Source organism: Bacillus sp. FJAT-29814, assembly GCF_001510715.1.
GTDB lineage: Bacteria > Bacillota > Bacilli > Bacillales > Cytobacillaceae > Neobacillus.
The window spans coordinates 1-19738 of record NZ_LMTJ01000008.1 but is presented as its reverse complement, the minus strand read 5'-3'; the positions used below and the strand labels follow the sequence as shown (position 1 = coordinate 19738).

Annotated in this window: 18 protein-coding genes, 15 tRNA genes and 1 rRNA gene; 2 read left to right on the top strand and 32 right to left on the bottom strand. The window is 38.9% G+C overall.

The genetic code is table 11. The annotated features are described in order from the left end of the window. Window positions 1–145: 145 nt before the first annotated feature. Window positions 146–1414: a mechanosensitive ion channel family protein gene (locus AR334_RS20165; RefSeq protein ID WP_066316445.1), complete on the bottom strand. Its 1269-nt coding sequence runs from the start codon at window positions 1412–1414 to the stop codon at window positions 146–148. A 314-nt stretch (window positions 1415–1728) separates the two neighbouring features. Here AR334_RS20165 and AR334_RS20160 point away from each other — a divergent pair, with 314 nt between their 5' ends. Then, window positions 1729–2982, top strand: a complete 1254-nt coding sequence (locus AR334_RS20160; protein ID WP_066316443.1) for an amidohydrolase family protein — start codon at window positions 1729–1731, stop codon at window positions 2980–2982. Between the two features lie 150 nt (window positions 2983–3132). Here the strand turns inward: AR334_RS20160 and AR334_RS20155 are convergent, their stop codons facing one another. From AR334_RS20155 to AR334_RS20140, 4 genes are read right to left on the bottom strand one after another with little or no spacing between them, the layout of a single operon-like run. Continuing rightward, entirely contained in the window at window positions 3133–3915 is a 783-nt protein-coding gene (locus AR334_RS20155; protein ID WP_066316441.1) for a PHP-associated domain-containing protein, read from the bottom strand. Window positions 3916–3930: 15 nt separating this feature from the next. Further along, window positions 3931–4749 carry an energy-coupling factor transporter transmembrane protein EcfT gene (locus AR334_RS20150; protein WP_066316434.1) on the bottom strand — a complete coding sequence of 273 codons (819 nt, stop codon included), beginning with the start codon at window positions 4747–4749 and terminating at the stop codon, window positions 3931–3933. A gap of 1 nt (window position 4750) precedes the next feature. Continuing rightward, window positions 4751–6448 carry an ABC transporter ATP-binding protein gene (locus AR334_RS20145; protein WP_216638035.1) on the bottom strand — a complete coding sequence of 566 codons (1698 nt, stop codon included), beginning with the start codon at window positions 6446–6448 and terminating at the stop codon, window positions 4751–4753. Next, window positions 6435–7310: a cell division protein FtsQ gene (locus AR334_RS20140; RefSeq protein ID WP_367576366.1), complete on the bottom strand. Its 876-nt coding sequence runs from the start codon at window positions 7308–7310 to the stop codon at window positions 6435–6437. The genes AR334_RS20145 and AR334_RS20140 overlap by 14 nt, the downstream gene beginning before the upstream one ends. A gap of 158 nt (window positions 7311–7468) precedes the next feature. On the opposite strand from AR334_RS20140, the gene AR334_RS20135 reads away from it, so the two are divergent. Then, on the top strand, window positions 7469–8311 hold the full coding sequence (locus tag AR334_RS20135; RefSeq protein ID WP_066316429.1) for a MurR/RpiR family transcriptional regulator: 843 nt from the start codon (window positions 7469–7471) through the stop codon (window positions 8309–8311). 147 nt (window positions 8312–8458) lie between these two features. On the opposite strand, the gene AR334_RS20130 is transcribed toward AR334_RS20135, so the two are convergent. The 27 genes from AR334_RS20130 to rrf form a co-directional block, all read right to left on the bottom strand. Next, a complete protein-coding gene (locus tag AR334_RS20130) occupies window positions 8459–9241 on the bottom strand; it encodes a glucose 1-dehydrogenase (protein WP_066316424.1) in 783 nt (260 codons plus the stop codon). 174 nt (window positions 9242–9415) lie between these two features. Next, on the bottom strand, window positions 9416–10366 hold the full coding sequence (locus AR334_RS20125; RefSeq protein ID WP_066316421.1) for an ABC transporter permease: 951 nt from the start codon (window positions 10364–10366) through the stop codon (window positions 9416–9418). Beyond that, entirely contained in the window at window positions 10359–11273 is a 915-nt protein-coding gene (locus AR334_RS20120; protein WP_066316419.1) for an ABC transporter ATP-binding protein, read from the bottom strand. The genes AR334_RS20125 and AR334_RS20120 overlap by 8 nt, the downstream gene beginning before the upstream one ends. Next, entirely contained in the window at window positions 11266–11982 is a 717-nt protein-coding gene (locus AR334_RS20115; protein ID WP_066316406.1) for an ABC transporter ATP-binding protein, read from the bottom strand. Before AR334_RS20115 ends, AR334_RS20120 begins: the two co-directional genes overlap by 8 nt. Then, window positions 11979–12350: a GntR family transcriptional regulator gene (locus AR334_RS20110; RefSeq protein ID WP_066316400.1), complete on the bottom strand. Its 372-nt coding sequence runs from the start codon at window positions 12348–12350 to the stop codon at window positions 11979–11981. The genes AR334_RS20115 and AR334_RS20110 overlap by 4 nt, the downstream gene beginning before the upstream one ends. A 5-nt stretch (window positions 12351–12355) precedes the next feature. Then, complete coding sequence (locus AR334_RS20105; protein WP_066316395.1) at window positions 12356–13132, bottom strand: hypothetical protein; 777 nt, start codon at window positions 13130–13132, stop codon at window positions 12356–12358. A gap of 172 nt (window positions 13133–13304) precedes the next feature. Then, window positions 13305–14864, bottom strand: a complete 1560-nt coding sequence (locus tag AR334_RS20100; protein WP_066316394.1) for a tetratricopeptide repeat protein — start codon at window positions 14862–14864, stop codon at window positions 13305–13307. A gap of 50 nt (window positions 14865–14914) precedes the next feature. After that, window positions 14915–15424, bottom strand: a complete 510-nt coding sequence (locus AR334_RS20095) for a hypothetical protein (RefSeq protein ID WP_156431347.1) — start codon at window positions 15422–15424, stop codon at window positions 14915–14917. Between the two features lie 102 nt (window positions 15425–15526). After that, window positions 15527–16555: a multifunctional transcriptional regulator/nicotinamide-nucleotide adenylyltransferase/ribosylnicotinamide kinase NadR gene (gene nadR, locus AR334_RS20090; RefSeq protein ID WP_066316385.1), complete on the bottom strand. Its 1029-nt coding sequence runs from the start codon at window positions 16553–16555 to the stop codon at window positions 15527–15529. Then, entirely contained in the window at window positions 16552–17250 is a 699-nt protein-coding gene (pnuC, locus tag AR334_RS20085; RefSeq protein ID WP_066316380.1) for a nicotinamide riboside transporter PnuC, read from the bottom strand. Before pnuC ends, nadR begins: the two co-directional genes overlap by 4 nt. A gap of 60 nt (window positions 17251–17310) precedes the next feature. Further along, a complete protein-coding gene (locus AR334_RS20080; RefSeq protein WP_066316377.1) occupies window positions 17311–18093 on the bottom strand; it encodes an NUDIX hydrolase in 783 nt (260 codons plus the stop codon). A gap of 216 nt (window positions 18094–18309) precedes the next feature. Then, a tRNA-Leu gene (locus AR334_RS20075) sits at window positions 18310–18391 on the bottom strand. A gap of 6 nt (window positions 18392–18397) precedes the next feature. Then, a tRNA-Cys gene (locus tag AR334_RS20070) sits at window positions 18398–18472 on the bottom strand. Between the two features lie 8 nt (window positions 18473–18480). Then, window positions 18481–18555: transfer RNA gene (locus AR334_RS20065), tRNA-Gly, on the bottom strand. Between the two features lie 5 nt (window positions 18556–18560). Next, a tRNA-Gln gene (locus AR334_RS20060) sits at window positions 18561–18635 on the bottom strand. A 39-nt stretch (window positions 18636–18674) separates the two neighbouring features. Next, window positions 18675–18750, bottom strand: a tRNA-His gene (locus AR334_RS20055). 11 nt (window positions 18751–18761) lie between these two features. Next, window positions 18762–18835, bottom strand: a tRNA-Trp gene (locus AR334_RS20050). Between the two features lie 5 nt (window positions 18836–18840). After that, window positions 18841–18925: transfer RNA gene (locus AR334_RS20045), tRNA-Tyr, on the bottom strand. 28 nt (window positions 18926–18953) lie between these two features. Beyond that, window positions 18954–19026, bottom strand: a tRNA-Thr gene (locus AR334_RS20040). A gap of 15 nt (window positions 19027–19041) precedes the next feature. Then, window positions 19042–19117 (bottom strand) — tRNA-Phe (locus AR334_RS20035). Window positions 19118–19123: 6 nt separating this feature from the next. Next, a tRNA-Asp gene (locus AR334_RS20030) sits at window positions 19124–19200 on the bottom strand. 3 nt (window positions 19201–19203) lie between these two features. Then, window positions 19204–19277: transfer RNA gene (locus tag AR334_RS20025), tRNA-Met, on the bottom strand. Window positions 19278–19298: 21 nt separating this feature from the next. Further along, a tRNA-Val gene (locus AR334_RS20020) sits at window positions 19299–19374 on the bottom strand. A gap of 5 nt (window positions 19375–19379) precedes the next feature. Beyond that, window positions 19380–19454: transfer RNA gene (locus AR334_RS20015), tRNA-Glu, on the bottom strand. Between the two features lie 21 nt (window positions 19455–19475). Beyond that, window positions 19476–19566, bottom strand: a tRNA-Ser gene (locus AR334_RS20010). A gap of 7 nt (window positions 19567–19573) precedes the next feature. Next, window positions 19574–19648 (bottom strand) — tRNA-Asn (locus tag AR334_RS20005). 9 nt (window positions 19649–19657) lie between these two features. After that, window positions 19658–19738, bottom strand: a 5S ribosomal RNA gene (gene rrf / locus AR334_RS20000); the annotation flags it as partial.

The window sequence follows — 19738 nt, the reverse complement described above, 5'->3', positions numbered from 1 at the left end:
TGGGACTTCACCTATGAATATCCAAAAATGCCAGGTATCATCCAATTAATTGGATGATACCTGGCATTTTTTTCTGGTTATTTTGTTTCAATGAGATGTATTATTTTCATTCTGGCTATTACCTTCATAGGTTTCTTGCATATTTTTAAGAATTTATTTCCCTAACCATTCCATCCATTCTTGTTTCTTCCACCATGGTTTTAAAATCATTGCCGGACGGATTCTGGAATAATCGAAGCCCGAACTCTGGTGCCACTGCAAACAGATGGTCAAAGATATCGGCTTGGACCGATTCATAAACTGCCCATCTTATATCATTTGTAAATGCATAAATTTCAATTGGCAACCCATATTCAGTGGGTGCTAGCTGCCTGACCATTAAGGTCATGTCCTGATTGATTCCACGATGATGTTGAAGATAATTACTGATATACGCCCTAAATACGCCGATATTTGTCATCGTTCTTCCGTTCACAGGATTGCTCCGGTTAATTTCATTTTTTGCGTTGTATTCTTCAATCTCTCGTTCCTTGTTGATGATATAATCCGAAAGATATTGGATGTTGATAAATTTATCGATCATCTCCTCGGAGCAAAATGAAATACTATTTGTATCAATAAATAAAGACCGCTTTATCCGACGACCTCCTGAGATCTGCATTCCCCGCCAATTTTTAAAAGAATCGGAGATTAGGGCATAGCTTGGAATCATCGTGATCGTTTTATCCCAATTTTGCACCTTTACTGTATTTAAAGAGATATCGATAATGTCTCCGTCCGCCCCATATTTAGGCATTTCAATCCAGTCACCAACCCGAACCATGTCATTTGCCGCCAGTTGAATTCCTGCAACAAGTCCCAATAACGAATCTTTAAAAACCAGCATGAGCACGGCTGAAAGAGCACCAAATCCGCTCAGAAGAATAAGTGGGCTTTTGCCAATCAGATTCGCCACGACCATGATGACTCCTAACGTGATAAATATAATATTAACAACCTGAATATATCCTTTTATCGGTTTAATCTTCGATATTTCAAACGTTTGATAAATATCATTAATCGCATTTAGACAGGTAGTAATGATGATTAATCCAACAATGATTATATAGGCAATGGCCCCCTTTTCAATCAATTGCTGATAGGCCGGAAAGGTTGAAGAAAAGGAATAAATGATCAGCGCCGGAACAATATGGGATAGTCTATGGAAAACCTTCCGCTCCAACATGATTTTGTCCCACTTGAATTTATTTTTTCTCAAGATATGATTAATAATCCTTATGACTACCTTTTTCGTGATAAAATTCGCCGCCAAACAGACAACTGCAATAAAAAGAACCATTATGATAATAGATAGATACTCAGTTAGTTGAGGACCCATTTCAAATTTTAATAGCAGATTACGAATAAACTCCATCTTTTTCCCTCCGTTATGTACTAGTTTTCGGTCTCATAGGTGAAGTGGTTAAACGAGAGATTCTACTATTATATCAAAAATAACTTATTAACACCTGATAAAGAAGAATCATTCTTCTGTTAATGATTAACCAATTTAATCTAATATTGTGAAGTTATTGGTACTATTTGATAGAATGAATATACAAGAAACAGGTAAATGCGTAGTCACTATTCAATGTTGATTGTTATATGCGCATCTGATCATTGTTTAATGGGTAACATTTTAATAAGACAATCTATTGCATTAAAACAATGAAAGGGAGACAGGTATGTATGAAAAAATTTATTAATGCAACTATATATGGGGACTCGGATTCTAAAGAAATTTTAGTAGAAAACGGTCAATTTAGAGCAATAGGCAATGATTTAGGAAACGCAGATGAAGTGATTGATTTAAAAGGCCGTTTAGTGCTGCCGCCCTATGTTGACCCCCATTTACACTTAGATTATATCTTTTCAGGTTTAGGCGAAGGAAATGCAAATGTTTCAGGCACCTTATTTGAAGGGATTCAGCGCTGGAGTGATAATAAGAAATCATTGACGGAAGAAATGGTGCGTGAGCGCGCGATTAAAGGGATCCAAAAAGAACTGAGCAAAGGGGTTCAATTCATTCGTTCACATGTAGATATTACCGATCCAAATTTAACTGGAATGAAGGCTTTAATTAAACTGCGGGAAGAATTAAAAGATATCGTTACATTACAACTTGTAGCTTTTCCTCAGGAAGGATTTTTTAGATATAAAGGGGCCGAACGTCTAATGGAAAAAGCCCTTGAAATGGGCGCTGACGTAGCAGGCGGGATCCCTCACTTCGAAATTTCATATGAACATGGCGTTGAATCATTAAGACGGATTGTAGACATGGCAATAAAATATAACGTCATGATTGATATTCACTGTGATGAAAACGATGATCCAAATAGTCGTTTTTTAGAAGTGCTAAATGCGCTTGTTATGGAAAAAGACTATGGTAAATACACGACAGCAAGTCATACTTGCAGCTTTGGTTCCGTAGAAAACAGTTACGCGAATAAAATGTTAGGTTTATTTAGGGAATCAAAAATTAACTTTATTTCGTGCCCAACTGAAAATGCACATTTGCAAGGTCGTGGTGACAGTTATCCTAAACGTCGTGGACTTACACGAGTTAAAGAGCTGTTAAATAACGGAAATAATGTGGCATTTGCGCAAGATTCGATTGCGGATTACTGGTATCCATTAGGAAATGGAAATATGATGAATATTTTGGACAACGGGATCCATTTAGCTCATTATACACACATTGATGAAATCAATAAGGCGTTCCACCTGATCACATATAACGGAGCAAACATTATGAGAGTGAACGATGAGTATGGCATCGAAGCTGGAAAACCGGCAAACTTCATCGTTTTAGATGCACAAGATGCCTATGAAGCGATTCGTGAGCGTGCAGAAGTACTTGCATCCATTCGGAATGGTGAATATCTCTTCAAAAGTGAACCAAGAGAAAATGAAATCGAAATAGATTTCTTAAAACAAGTATAAGTTCTTTACTATCCTTAAAGGGATTATCCCCCTCAACATGTAGTTTGAGGGGGATATTTTGTTAAAACGGATTGCTTTGAAACGCGTTTCGGCTTTGGCTCCGACCCGGATCGTCCAAAAATCCGATGGTCCTGTCACCTTTTTTGCAGATTACGAGGAAAAACGCATCTCCAAACTAAGTTTTTTCAACTTTTCTTTTTCAATTGCTTTTAAGCGAATCGCTTCGGATACCCTCTCAGGCAAATCCTGGGCGACTTTAACATGGAACTGTCGATTTATAACAGCTTCTTTTAATTCAGCAATTGTATCGCATTCTTGATCAAGCACCGTGTAAACTGCACCGAACTGCTTAAAATGATGGGTATCACTGCCACCCACGACTGGTTTAGACAAACTTGCGGCAAAGGTTTGCACGTCCATGGTGTTTTCTTCTATTCCACGGGTATGCAAATCCTTCCCATTTAAATCAAAGGCATCCAGTTGTTTTAATAAAGATGGATCTAAATCCTTTAACGGTGTGCTCTCCCTAAAAGGATGTGCACCAATGACAAGCATGTCATAGTTAGACCGTAAGTTTAATAGATTTTCAAGCGGAATAAAGGTCTCTTCTTTTGTATAATCATTCAACTCTGCTCGCAATGCCCGGATATCCTGTCTATTCCCAATACATAAAATATGACCAACTTCTTTAATATCCACTTCCATACCTGGGAAAACCTTTAAACTTTGAATATTATAATAACCATCTTCATATGGAAAGTGTGCATCCAATGTATCATAAACTTCATGAAAATTTTTCGTATTAAAATGTTCGGTTAATGCTACTCCATTAATCCCACTCTGAAGTGCATGTGTTGCCATTTCCAAGTAATAGTCGGCCGAGAAATCAAACTTTTTCCCTAATTTACCATGTGTATGAAAATCAAAATTCAATCGAAGCACTCCCTTTTATAGAACAAAATGCAAAGCATGAACAATAATTAAATAAAAGATTGAAATCATAATAAATGAGTAATCCATATAAGTAAATTTCAGATAACTTGTTTTCAGCTTAATCATGTCACGATTATTTACACCATAACTAAAACCTTTTGTTTCCAACGCTTCGACTGTCGTTCTTGAACGTTTCGCCGTATTCAACATTAGGGGATAAAAAGATTTAATAAAGATTAATAGGAAATAGGTTATTTTTCGCAAATAAACAAATCCGTTTTTGGTTGGTGCCTGACCACGAAGTCGGTACGATAAAATAATCTGCTGAAACTCTTCAAATAATGTCGGCAAAATTCTATATCCATAGGCGACACTAAATGAAAACTTTTCCGGAAAACCCATTCGTAAGAGGGCATCGCTAAATCTTTCCGGATTTAAACTAGTAAAAACGGCGACACTGGCAAGCGATATCCCGCCTAATTTAATACTAAGCCAAAACATGGGCAAAACTGTTTCTAGGTTTCCTCCGAAAAAAAGAGAAATAATGAAGAGGATAAACATTTCACTCAAAAGACCAAGGCCCAGTACTGCTAAAATAAGTGGACTGACTTTTGCTTTATAAGTAAGAAAAACCATGAGAATCAAATAGCCTACAAGTACGATATGGCTATGAATAAACCATGGAACAATCGCAAAATAGCAATACCAAATAAGCAATAGGCGCGGATCCAGTTTAGTGAGAAAATTTTCTTCCACACTATAGGCCGTTCTAACAAGCTCATTTTTTATATATTCAAGAGAAACCTTTTCATTGATAAATTTGCTTAACTCCACTTTACGCACCTCGCTCTTTCGCAAGATTCCAATACTCTACAAACGATTCGATTGATGGACAATGCGGGAAATGAAGTTCGTTACACAATGTGATAATTTGAGGAGGAACTAAACCCGCACATTGCAAAATTTCTTCATTTCGAAAAATGACATCACTTGCATCATCTGCTATCAATTGGCCATCATTCATAACAAGTACTCGCTCTGCCCATTCAGAGACAAGCTGCATATCGTGGGTAGCAATAATGATCGTATCCACATGTGCTTCTAACCTATTAAACATCGACAATACTTTATTCTTCGTGGCAATATCCAAATTGGCCGTCGGCTCATCAAGAATAATAACAGAAGGCTTTATTGCCGCTCCGATTGCAAGAGAAACACGACGCTGCTGACCACCACTTAACAAACGTGCATCCTGATGCTGCAAATCTGTTAAATCAAAATCCACTAAGATTTGGTCAACTTGGTTAGTATAATCATGAACCTTTCTTGCTTTTAAATAGTACTCTATTTCCTTCCGAACACTATCATCGATAAACATTTCTTCAGGGTTTTGAAACACAAAGGCAACATGACTTGATAGAGTTTCAGGTGAATAGTTGGGTAATGGGTTGGTCACTAACTCCATTGTTCCCTGTTTGGGTTTTACAATTCCACCTATTACCTTTAGCAAAGAAGATTTCCCTGAACCGTTATTCCCTACTAATGCGATTTTGTCTCCTTTATAGAACCTGGCAGATAGATTTTTCAACGCCTTTTTCATTTCTTTATGAATCGCTTGATACTGTACCGTAATGTTCTGTAAGGAAAGAATAGGCGATTTGTCCGTTTTGGTTTGGAAGGGGTGTTCATAGAGCGCTGGAACTTTCCCTCTAAAATGCTTAATGGCTTCCTCTAAAGTAATCGGATAGTTTCCATCACGATTTATATGATAGGCTGCCATTGTGACTTGAGGGGGATGGATTTGTCGTGTAACCAAATCATCCACACTGCAAAGTGCGTCTCGAACATCCTTCTTCCAAACCATTTCTCCCTGATCCATAAGCACGACTTTGTTACAGTACTTTGCAATAAATTCCGTATGGTGTTCAATCGTAATAATGGTTGTGCCATATTCTTCATTTAATTTTTTTAATACGTCATAGATTCGTGATGCATGCTGGGGATCTAACTGAGCAACAGGTTCATCTACGATCAATAATTTGGGTTTCATCGCGATAGCCCCTGCCAATGCCAGCAAATGTTTTTGTCCGCCGCTTAATTGCCATACAAATGCATTCGCTAAATGGGAAAGACCGGTTACTTCCAGGGCCCATTTTCCACGTTCTTTAAAATCCCATAAACCATAATTTAGTGGTACGAAAGAAGCATCATCCAGTACTGTGGGACGCAATAACTGTTTTTCAAAATCTTGATACACATACCCAACTGTTTTCGATAAGTCAGCAACATCATGTTTGGAAGTATCTAGGCCATCTACAACGACCTCACCTTCAAACTCCCCAACATAAAATTTAGGAATAAGCCCATTTAATGTTTTGCATAGGGTTGATTTCCCGGAACCATTCCCACCGATGATCGCTAAGAATTCTCCTTCTTCTACTGTTAATGACACCCCATTTAAAACCCTGGTTTCACTTCCTGGATATTGAAATGACACATCTTTCACTTCCACCAACGGCTTAGAGTGCATCATTTATTTCCTCTCCCGAACTAGCTGCTTTCCCTTTTTTCAACATGAATAATATGATAGCTAGCGAACATACTGCAGCAACGCCAATAATAATCCAAATAAATTGATTTCCGTACATATCAACAAATTCCGGTTCCCACACAGCAAATTCAACATCTGATTCAGATAATACTTCTGCACCAAAAGCAATTACAGCTAAAACAAGGCCAGTTACTACAAATTTAGGAGTAATAATCTTATTCAATGAAATACTCACTTTGTTATTACGTGGTTTCATTCCTAATAACGGCTCCATTTTTCCGTATAAACGCGGAACTAAGTAAATGGTTGGAAGTAAAACAAATAAAGTCCCTGAGAAAATAAGGTCTGTTAAAAATTCAACACCTTCAACAACAAAAATACTTTCAGCCAAACCTGGAACAGCTTCGAAATCCTCAACACCAATGACAACTTTTAAAATATCAACAATTGTAGCAAAGACAAGGAATACACCATAGCCGACAATTGCCCCCGTCGCAACCTGTGAGATTTTCTTCGGATCACGTACTATCATGCCTCCGATACACATACCAAGAGAGAACAAGATAAACTTCTCAACTTCACCAATGCCGCCAAATTGACCAAGCATTAATTCACCAAAAATCAACTCTCCTGTAGAAGCGCCAATTGCCGCATATAACGGATGGAACAGAATACAGAGAGTTAAAGGAATAAATGCAAATGCATCAATCGACAATTCAATTGGACCTACATTTATAGATGGTACAAGCTCAGTAAACATGTTACTTAATCCGTACAGACACATTGATAGAATAAAAACCATCATTTTTTGAGACTGCGTTAATTCATACGGTTTTGTTATCAAAGTAATTCTCCCCCTTATCAATTATCACTTTCATTATAAGGAGGGATTGTAAATTACCCATTAATTGAATGTTATGAATTCGTAATAATTTTTCACAAATAATTTTATGTAAGATTTTTTTCATTTTGTGATAAACTTTTATGTAGGAGGAGATGTATTTGATTTTTAATTGGGATGTTTCTGAACTGACGGCAAGTCAAAAGCGAATTGCCGATTTTATAGAGAAAAACGGGGAACGAATTTTATATTATTCCGAAACAGAGCTGGCGAATGAACTAGGGATTAGCAATGCCACCATTTCGCGATTTTGGAGAAGAATAGGCTATGAAAACTTTAAAGCTTTTAAAGCTGCTATATTGGAAAAGGAGCAGCTTTCACCACAAAAAAAATTAAAAAATTCATTAGATAAAATCCAAACGCAACAATTAAACATTCATGAACACTTACTATCCATTTCTAACAATCAAATTCTAAATACATTGGAAGAATTGGACTCTGAACAGTATAGAGAAGCCATTTCGCTTATGTCAAATTGTAGGAAACTATACATTCACGCACCAGCCTCAGCTGAAGGAATTGCTGTACTCATGAAACATCGCTTAGATCGATTTGGGTTAGATATTGAAATACTTCAGAAAAACGGGCAGGAATTATTTGAATCTCTCATGCACATTCAAAAAGAAGATGTGGTTTTTTTATTCGGTTTTGTAGCGATGACACCTGAAGCCTTTGTGCTGCTTGATTATGCGAAGAGAGTAAACTATAAAACTATCATCATTACTGATCTGCTCATTTCTGATTTTCAAGACGACGGAGATTATATCTTCTATACTAATCGTGGCGAATTATGGGAGTTCCATTCTATGATTGCACCAACATTTTTAGTTGAAAATTTTATCCTAGGCATCGGCCAATACCTAGAGCAACAATCACTTCGTAATTTAGAAAAACTAAGTGAACTGCGCAAAATATATAAGGATTTGCTGCCTAGGAAACATTAGATTGTCTTTTAATTAAATTGGCTCATGACTGACTGGATGGTGCTGATCTGGCAAAAAGGTCCCTGATGCTAGAATCATCAGAGACCTTTTACATATATTATATCCATTAAAAATACACTGTGGAATGTTTTTGGTTTACATTATAAATTAATATTTATATGATTGACCGCCGTCAATATTAATTACGGCTGCATTAACAAATGAAGCTTCACCAGATAATAGGAATGCTACAACGTTTGCTACTTCTTCTGGTCTGCCAAAACGTTTCGTAGGGTTAACGCTGACAAATGCTTTCCCGGCTTCTTCAGGATTTTCTGGGTCAAGCTGTTTTAAAGATGCTTCTACCATTGGTGTCATAATCGCACCTGGAGCAATTGCATTAACAGTAATACCAAATTGGCCATATTCTACTGCAGAGTTACGTGTTAAACCAACTACACCATGTTTACTCGCTGCATAACCTGATTGATTGCCTACACCGCGAATACCGCCAACGGAAGCGGTGTTAACAATTGATCCATACCCCTGTTCCTTCATTACCTTTAAAACATATTTTAGACCGTAGAAAACACCGTTTAAGTTAACACCTAACACTTTTATAAATTCATCAATACCGAAATCTTCAGTTAGATTTTGTTTCCCTTCGATACCGGCATTATTAAAGAAACTATCCACTTTACCAAATGATTCTACTGTTTTGTTGACATAATGTTGAACAGCTTGTTCATCTGCAACGTTCGCCGTAATTAAGATCACTTCTGCAGTTGGTGCAACTTCTAATACCTTTGCTTTGGTTTCTTCTAACCCTTTTTCGTTTAGGTCGACTAAAGATAGTTTTGCCCCTTCTTGTGCAATTCTTAGAGCTGTGGCCTGTCCTAATCCAGAGCCTGCCCCAGTAATAATGACCACTTTATCTTCAAAACGTTTCATAATAAAATCCCCTTTGTTGTTAGATTTTACTGCCTAGCTAGGAGTTTTGTGAACAATTTAATCATATACCACTCCAATTTTATTTTCAATTAAAGAGTCTCGAAATAAAGATATTTGCATATAAAAAAGCAGGTAGTCCCTAAACCTCCCTGCTCCCCCAATATTTTCCTAGTCCTATGCGGCCACATCTCTCTTTGTAAATACGCCAAAAGCGAATAGTTGAAATACAAAGAAGTAAATCAGCAGCATGGTAATCGAAAAGCCTACTGTCATGCCTTCGACCAAGGGAACGCCATCGAAATATTGGGTTAGATTTGTATTCGCAAATAAGATATATTTCGCCCATTCATACCGTGATGCGATCAATGTCGTAATCTGCCCACCCATCAATAACAGGAAAATGGATAAGCCAACCGCCAACGAACTGTTTCTGAATACAGCGGAAATCATAAATGCCATCGTCGTAATCATGATGACATCGATGGATGACAAGAAATACGTCTTAATTAAATAGAAGAACATATTTTGCTCGACAACACTTCCATTTGAGTAGGCAAGATGCACTTGGCTGCCGTCACCTGTTCCAAATAATGCAAATCCGAAAATCGCGGCACCGCCAAACAAAATCGTCAACATCAACAAGCCAAATAAGATCACTGTAAAATATTTAGATAAGAGGATTTTGGATCGTTTGATCGGCCGAATTAATAGAAGCTTGACCGTTCCCCAGCTAAATTCACTGGCCACAATCCCCGCGGCCACAATAATCGTGAATAAACCTGCAAACGATATGAGCGCCATGCTTTCCTTAATAAATGACCACCCCGTATACTCTGAGTCAGGTGTTATTTTATGGTCCAACCGATATTGATTAATGGCAATTTGCCTTTCTAAATTTTTTTTATAGGTAACGGCTGTTGAGGGCAGCTCGCTCAATTGTTCTTGATCGGCTGCAATCTGCTGCTGTAATTGCTGTTCCCATTGAGGATTAACCTCTTGATTGCCCCCATAGATTTTGGTTAATGTTCCTGTACCGATGATGGCGAGAACCAGAAGTCCAATCATCACATAGGTACCGGGACGTTTAAATATTTTGATCCACTCATTAACAATGAGATTATGCATGAACCTTCTCTCCCTCGGTTGTGACTTCTAAAAAACGCTCCTCTAACGATTTGGCAATTGGCTTCACTTCAAAAATACGAATTCCTTTTTCGACGAACAATTCAATCATATTCGGGACGTCTTCTTTTTCCAGCTCGATTTCAATTCCATTTTTCACTTTTTCATAGGATACACGGAGGTCTTTAAGGGTTGCGATTGTACTCAAATCCACTTCGAAGAAATATTTCTGTTTATCTTCCTGCTTAAAATCATGAACCTTTTGGATGTCGACGAGTTTGCCGTGTTGAATAATCGCGATGCGGTCACACATCATTTCCATTTCCGCTAATAGATGGCTGGAAACAATGACGGACATCCCTTTTTCCTTCGTCAATTTTTTCAAATGATCACGAATCTCTCGTATTCCCGCCGGGTCAAGGCCGTTGGTCGGTTCATCGAGAATCATCACCTTCGGGTCATGAAGCAGGCTTTGGGCCAATCCTAGCCTCTGCCGCATCCCAAGCGAGTAAGTTTTTACTTTATCATGAATTCGGTCTTTCAACCCAACAAAGTCCACGACTTCATCAATTTTCTGCTTGGAAATGCCCTTAATCATCCGGGCATATTGCATCAAATTTTGATACCCGGTTAAAAATTTGTATAGCTCAGGGTTTTCGACAATCCCGCCAATATTTTTTAGGGCATCCTCAAACTCTTTTTCCACATTCTTGCCACAAATCAAGATTTCGCCGGACGTGATCCCCATAAGGCCGACCATCATCCGGATGGTCGTGGTTTTCCCAGCCCCATTTGGCCCTAAAAAGCCGAACACTTCACCCTCTTCAATAGTGAAGCTTAGATCGTTGATAATCGTTTTCCCCTTGATTACTTTTGTGACATGTTTCAATTCCACAACAGGACTACTCATTACTGTTCCTCTCCCTTTCCGCCATTGTCGATTTAAACCAGTCTAGCACCGATAGACCGGCTTCTTCTCTTAAGTCTTCGACATTTTTCTGGTCGATGATCTGCCCGTTGAAAATGACAATCGCCTCATCTAAAAGCGGTTCAATTTCATCGATTTCATGGGTGGCGATAATGACGGTCTGCTCGTCAAAATTAATGTATGACAACATACTTTTCACGATAGAATCACGGACCATTGGATCAAGTCCGGAAAATGGTTCATCCAGCAGCACGACAGGAGCCGTCCTTGCCAAGGCCAGAACCAGTTTTAATCTACCGCGATTTCCCTTCGACAATTGTTTTATTTTCTTCGCACCATCGAGCTTCATATCCAGTAAAAGCTGTTTCGCCTTGTTCGTATCGAAATCAATGAATTGCGAGGTATAAAATTCAACCATGTTTCCCACTGTAAAGGAAGGATAAAACATATCCAGTTCCGTTAAATAGGCGACTTTTTGACTAATTCTCCTTGTAACTTCTTCACCGTTCACTTCCACCTGGCCGAGGTCCGGATAAACAAGCCCAGCAATCATTTTTAAGGTCGTCGACTTTCCGCTGCCATTTGGCCCCAGCAGCCCATAAATTTTCCCGGCTTCAAATGTGAGGGAAACATTTTTTAAAGAAAAATCTTTCCCATATCGTTTCGAAATGTTCTTTAGTTTAATGGTCACCCCTGTTCCCCCCTAAAATATTGCTGTAAGCCCCGGATCATTTCCTCCTGAGAAAAACCAAGCTCTTGCATGCTCTGGACAAATCCACCAATAATATCGGTTTGCAATCGAGTCTTCAATGCTTGGAGGACCTGCTCATTTTCTGTGACAAAGGTCCCCTGCCCTCGCTTTGTTTCCACGATTCCCATCCTCTCCATCTCGCTATAGGTTCTTTGAATGGTGTTAGGGTTAACGCCTGATTGAATCGCCATTTCCCGAACAGAAGGCAGTTTATCCCCTGCCTTTATTTCTCCTCTTACAATTTGGGATGACAGGTGATCGGCTATTTGGATATAGATTGGTTTCGATGCTTGGAAATCTTTTGCCATCACGATTACACCTCAACTTTTCTGTCGAGTAACCAACAAGAAATTAGGAATAAGCAGACCGCAAGGATAACATAAAACAGAAGTCCCAGCACGGGAATATTGGTTGCATTCAAATAGATCTCCCAACTGCCTTGCTTGTGGCTAAAATTCGTACCTGCAAGTACTGGTATCTTCCACATGTTAATGACTTCTTTGAAAATCGGTATCCTTGTTAAAAACGTAAAGATAACATTGTATAGAAAAAAGATCAGCAGTAGTACGAGCCAGCGCCAACTTTTGATTGTCGGAAATTTCCCCAAGGAATGATAAATGGTCCAATAAAACATTGCCCAGCATGACACATATACCCCGAACAATAACAGTCCGAGATTGAAAATGATTGTGCCGGCAAATAAGTCACTCGCTTCAATATGAATTTGATTTTTGAAAAATTGATAAATAGTTAAACCGACTGCCGATAAATACAACTGGGTGACCACTTGATAGGCAAAGCTGACAGAGACTTTTGATAATAATAGCGCCTTACTGCTTTGTGGATTATAGAGCCATAATTGTGTTTTTCCTTCCAACCGGAGCATGGACAATAACATACACGGCAGAAAAAATGCGTGAAAAAAAAGCAACAGCAATACAGCAACCGGAAGAAACGTTAGCGGCTCAAGAATATAGTGATCCAGTGCCAGAGCCACAATCAAAAACAGAGATATAAAAACGAGCCAAAAAAGAAACCAAGACTTTGAAATCGCAAAGTCCTTTTTCAATAACCCCTGAAAAGCAGACATATATTTTTTACCCCCTTGCAACCTTGTATTAGTGTTCTATCCAAATAGTACACTAATACAAGGTTATACGTCAAGAGGCGGACCATTATTAAATCTAAAAAAGCCGATACTTTTATGAACTAAAAAGTATCGGCTTTGTGTATTTGTCAGTAGTTTTTTATTTTTCGGATGATCATTCCACTCGCACTTGATCACTTTTTGCATCTATATCAAATTTATTGCCGTTAATAAAGATTTTCATCGTTGTTTTTCCATTCGGAAGATTTAGTTTTAAAAATCTTTTAACCGCGTAGTTCTTCAAAGTGACAACATTTCCATTTTTATAAAAAACAAGCTTGTCGTTTACATTTAATTCCCCAATAAGATCCGTAACTTCCAGTCTAACTTCTTTAGGATCTATGAACTTAATTGATTGGATGGAAGCAATGAATTTTCTATCATCTTTAACAAGTTTTATAGTTTCTTGATTTTTTAAATCAATCCAACTGGCATCGTCTTTGCCTTGGGGGATTAACTTACTTTTTTCCAATAGTAACAACTGGGAAACCGCCTCATTGTTCCCTTGGAGGGCTGCTTTTTTAAACCAGCTTGCCGCTCGTTCATAATTCTCTTCATCGGCAAATGACTTTGCGAACAAATACTGGGCTTCACTCGTCCCCTCTTGCAGGGCTTCCTCTAAAAAATCTTCCAAATGTTTTAATAAGTCAATTGGTAGCAGTCTTTGGATAAAAATATGAATCAATTGGATTAAGGATTTAGCATTTCCTTGAAGATAGGCCTTTTGAAACCAGCTTATTGCACTATTCAAATTCATGTCCTTTCCTAATTCACCATGAAAATAAATCTCGCCCATCCTATATTGAGCAGCAGCATCACCTTGAATGGCAGATTTAGCTGTAGTATTGAATTCATTGTCTTCCATATTGCTAATGAGATATGTATGACTGCCAAAAATAATCTTGGTATTATCCAATTGCACTTTGTGATCGACTACCTTAAATTGTGAATAAACAAGATGTTCCTCACCATAAATATATAGTTTTCTAGCATTTACCTTATCTATTTTAAGGAAAGCCTCGTAATCATATTCGACAGCTCCGTCAGACCAATTATGCGTTTCAAGATAACCCTGGAAAAGCCCGAGTTCACTATTATACTGTTCCTTCTTCAGTTTCACTTTTCCGATATTTAACAAAGGCGTGTTATCTATGCGCTTGCAATATTCCTCATCCGATTCAAAAAACAGCTTCTTGAGATAGACCGGATGACAGAAAATGTCGTAATCATTTATTTTTATGGTAAATGATTCGGTGTCCGCCATAACGGTACCTTCCAAAACGGTTAAAGAAACCTGTAAGGGATATTTTAGGAGTATTTCCTGATTGAATATGGATAGATCTTCTACCTCCTTCAAGGATACATAAAACACATTCGGTTTTTCTAAAACAATGGGCAGGCTCTGTTTTAGAGAAAAACTAAATAGTAAATTCTCATTTGATAAATTTTTATGTGAAAAATCTAAAAATGCAAGTCCCACTTCTATTGGAGGGATTTGTTTGATCCGCAACTCATATTCTTCATCACTTTCAAAAACAGTTTTATCAATGTTATTAGAGGTATTGTACGTAGAGTCTGTCTTTTCTATATCCCCTATGTAATTTGTATCTTGCAATGGTTTATTTTCATTCAAGGACTTTTGTACGGGCTGGCTAAACGTTTTTTTTGTTAGCATATAAATCCCCCTAACAGATAGGCCTTTTATTTGATAAAAACAATTCAGTTTTACTTTACTTTTACAATAACCCTCTTTGCTGCGGACCCACTTTTTATCATTATTTCATTACCTTTATTTAATTCAATACCTTCTAAATTGACAACAAAATTTTTTTCCAGATAAATTTCCTTCCAAAAAGGAACTACTCTTTTACTCTGCAATTTTTCTTTATAAATTACTTTGCCATTTAATATTACTTCTAAGGGTTCAGAACTATTTATTACATTTCCAGATAAATTTAAATTAACATTTTCATTTGGAAGTTCGATACTTACTTCGTCAACTTCATCTATCCCATATTCCATGTCGTAATAATCATGTTGTTCCTTCATGACACCTATTCCTACACCTGAAAAGAAGGAATTAGGTTGTCCAAAGGCCGCCTCTAATTTATATCGAATATTATTAATAAAGCTCGGGATTAGTAACGAAACGACAAGAATTATAATAATACTTACAAATAGATTTCTTTTTTTCATTCTTACCACTCCAGTACTAAAGTTAACCTTAACAACCATATCATACCATCCTCAAACAAGCAGAAATGGAGTTATTGTGAAATTTCTCCAACATATCCACAAGGGAGGTTCCAGTGGCCAAAATGGCCACTAGAACGATTTCTATATCACTTCAAACATTCCCCGTACCGTCTTAATCGATTTTTCCAGCCGCTCTTGATAGGTCCCACTAATACTAACAAACTCAATACCGCTTGCCTTCAATAGTTCCTTCAAACGCTGATTATTTTCTTCACGAATTTTTTGTTCTCCATGCACTCTTAAACCATCATCCACCCATTCGACGTCAGGCTCTAAAAAGAGGCATAGATCATACTGTTGTATCCGGGCGATTTCATCTAGGACCCGTTGATGCTTCTGATTATACAGTTCTGAATAAAATTGAGTGACAACAGCTTCTGTGTCGATAAACACAATTTTATTTGCCTGTTTAATAGCTTCATATTCTTTCAGTTTATGGCCATAGGCAATGATTGGGTAATCTTCCTCTAAAATAATCCCATCACACCCTCCTATTTCCTCACAGAAATCTCTGCCGTATTCTCTTACATGAGTGGTGTTAAAAATGAGTGCCAAATTTCTTGTAAGCGTCGATTTTCCACAGCTTTCAGTCCCTAAAATGACAATCTTTTTGATGAAATAGGGTTTGGCTACTTCAGGAATGTAGTCCCAATAGTGAAAGACACCTTTGTGACGGATTGCCGTTGCGGAAATCGGGTATTGCTTTCTTTTTTCATCAATTAATATGTGTGTTGCCTCAGGATACAGTTCTTTAAAAATCGGTTCATAATCCATTTCAGAGCTAAACACGACGTTAATATCCTTCCCAATCGCCTTTTTAATGTTTAAGGCCCCCTCCTTCCAATTGTAATCCTCATCACTGTCTTGATCCTCCACCTCGATGACCTTGACGTGCTCCATATCCTTCGTCAGCTGCGAAAGCCAACGCAGCCTGATCCGACTTGGGATGTAGGGAAGCTTGCTCCCCTCGCATAATTGTTGATCCCTTTTGACACTATGTGACAGGACAACATATAGTTCGTCGACCATCGTAGAAGCTTTGATAATGGCATACACATGACCTAGATGCAAAGGTAAAAACTTGCCTCCATAAAATCCAACCTTCTTCATACCAATCCCGCTCCCTTCTGCTGTTTATAAACCTTCGACCAATTGTAATAGCCGTATATGCTATTGATAAGAAATGCCGACCACATTACGAGCATGGAGACATCGTTCCCCCCCTGTAAAATCAATGCTTTTAGCCAAAGTGCTATCGATAGTACATTCACAACAATCCAAAATAACCATTGTTCGGTGAATCTTTTTAACATGAGAATTTGAGCTATAACCGATAATATCGTGGTTGCGGAATCAATCCACACGACATTACCGCCTAGTTCTGCTAGGAGGAAAGCGTATAAAACAAAAATGGTCAAAAAGGTGGTGAGTGTAATGATCCAACCTTTTTTCGTTAAAGTGCCGATTTGAATTTCTTCCCCAAGTACTGTGTGCTCCGTTTTATGTTTCTTCCATAAATAAATGCCAAGGAACTGCAGAGGAAAATAAAATAATGCATTCAGCATGACCTCTCCATATAGTCCATAACCGTATGAGATATAGGCATATGTACCTGTTTGGATTATGCCGAAATAATAATTACTCACCTTCCCTTTGGCGACCAACACGACACAAAGCATACCTGATATGGAAGTAATTAACCCGAGAAATGTATCGTTCCAGGCAAAAAACAAATACACATTCACTAGAGTAAAAGTTACAAGCCATAGCTTTTCAAACAGGGTCCAACCTCTTAGGATATTCATACAACATCGCCCCTTATTAATTATTAATTAGCAAATTGTTAATTATAACAAGGAAAAAAATTAATATTTAGCATTATATATAGAAACATATGGAGCAAAATCATTAAATCGATACAGTTGTGCCTTATTTTTTGACCAACGATTTGTTTTTTGAGGCTCTCCGTTCTTCACCACTTTTTCAATAAACGGCAGCGTCGGAGCCTTTCTGAAAAATTGAGAATCAAGCTTGAGCCACGGCTCATCCATGACAGTTAGCAATACCCCCTGCAGCTCAGACAGGACAAATTCTTTTGGTAAAAAACTTTTGGCCAGCGTTGTTAATGACATATCCTTTTTGATGAACCATAATGCATCATCAATAATTTGTTTGTGATCGAAAGCGAGGTCCAACTGAAACACTTCATCCATCGAGAATAGTTCAACTTCTGCTGCATCATCTGCCGCCTTCTTTTTCACTAGCTTATTTTCTGGAACAATCGCATAATGAGCATTCGAAATAATCCATCCTCTTTTGTCACGCCCCAATTTGTCATATACACCAAAGTGCTTGATTTTTAAACCTTCCACACCCGTCTCTTCTCTTAATTCTCTAACAGCTGCCTTATAGGCTGTCTCCTCCGGTTTAATAAAGCCGCCAGGCAAGGCCCACTTCCCACCCTCAGTATTGGGGTCACCTTCTTTAGTTCTCTCCGCTCGTTTGATTAGCATGATTTTCAATGTTTTTTCAGGCGGCTTATAAGAGCCCACTTCCGTTGAAATAATCGTAAAAACAGCGATATCACTCGTATATCCGTCAGGAGTACGATATTTGCTCGCATCATAATGTAACAATTCCTCGCTCATACATTGCTCACCTAACTTTGAGTTTTTAGTTAACATTTCGTTAATTGTTATTTATATTATATCATTTTTTACACATTATGCTACTTTATTCTATCGTCAAAACCTGACATCTCATTAAAAAATGAAAATAAAATTTTTATGGCATTTTCCAATAAATAAAAGACACCCACAAAAGTTGATATAACAACATTTGTGGGTGTCTTTTCGATTTTATGATACCGGTGGTCGGGGTCGAACCGACACTCCTCACGGAACACGATTTTGAGTCGTGCGCGTCTGCCAATTCCGCCACACCGGCATATGATGGAGGCGGCAACCGGATTCGAACCGGTGGATAAAGGTTTTGCAGACCTTGGCCTTACCACTTGGCTATGCCGCCATCATGTTTGGAGCGGAAGACGGGATTCGAACCCGCGACCCCCACCTTGGCAAGGTGGTGTTCTACCACTGAACTACTTCCGCATATTTGGCTGGGCTAGCTGGATTCGAACCAACGAATGACGGAGTCAAAGTCCGTTGCCTTACCGCTTGGCTATAGCCCAATAATATAATATTTCATTTAAATCTTCAATAGAAATTTATGGGGCGGCTGATGGGAATCGAACCCACGAATGTCGGAACCACAATCCGATGCGTTAACCACTTCGCCACAACCGCCATTATGATAATGGCAGGGGTAGTAGGAATCGAACCCACATCAAAGGTTTTGGAGACCTTCGTTTTACCATTAAACTATACCCCTATAAATGGTGGTGGGGGACGGATTCGAACCGCCGAACCCTGAGGGAGCGGATTTACAGTCCGCCGCGTTTAGCCACTTCGCTACCCCACCAATATCATATTCAAAAGCCAGCCTAACGTGCCGGCAAGAGGAATTGAACCCCCAACCTACTGATTACGATTCAGTTGCTCTACCGATTGAGCTATACCGGCAAAATTGAATCAAAATGGTGGCTCAGGACGGAATCGAACCGCCGACACATGGATTTTCAGTCCATTGCTCTACCGACTGAGCTACTGAGCCAACAAATGGCGGTCTGGACGGGACTCGAACCCGCGACCTCCTGCGTGACAGGCAGGCATTCTAACCAACTGAACTACCAGACCGTATTGCGGGGGCAGGATTTGAACCTGCGACCTTCGGGTTATGAGCCCGACGAGCTACCGGACTGCTCCACCCCGCGACAATAATAGTTTAAAACATATGGTGGAGGATGACGGGATCGAACCGCCGACCCTCTGCTTGTAAGGCAGATGCTCTCCCAGCTGAGCTAATCCTCCATTAATGGTGACCCCTACGGGATTCGAACCCGTGTTACCGCCGTGAAAGGGCGGTGTCTTAACCGCTTGACCAAGGGGCCATATAGTATAGTAGATTATTATGGCGGAGAGCAAGGGATTTGAACCCTTGATACGCGGTTAACGTATACACGATTTCCAATCGTGCTCCTTCGGCCACTCGGACAGCTCTCCATATAAATGGCTCCGCAGGTAGGATTCGAACCTACGACCGATCGGTTAACAGCCGATAGCTCTACCACTGAGCTACTGCGGAATAATGCCAGCCTGGCAATGTCCTACTCTCACAGGGGCTTTCGCCCCAACTACCATCGGCGCTGAGAAGCTTAACTTCCGTGTTCGGGAT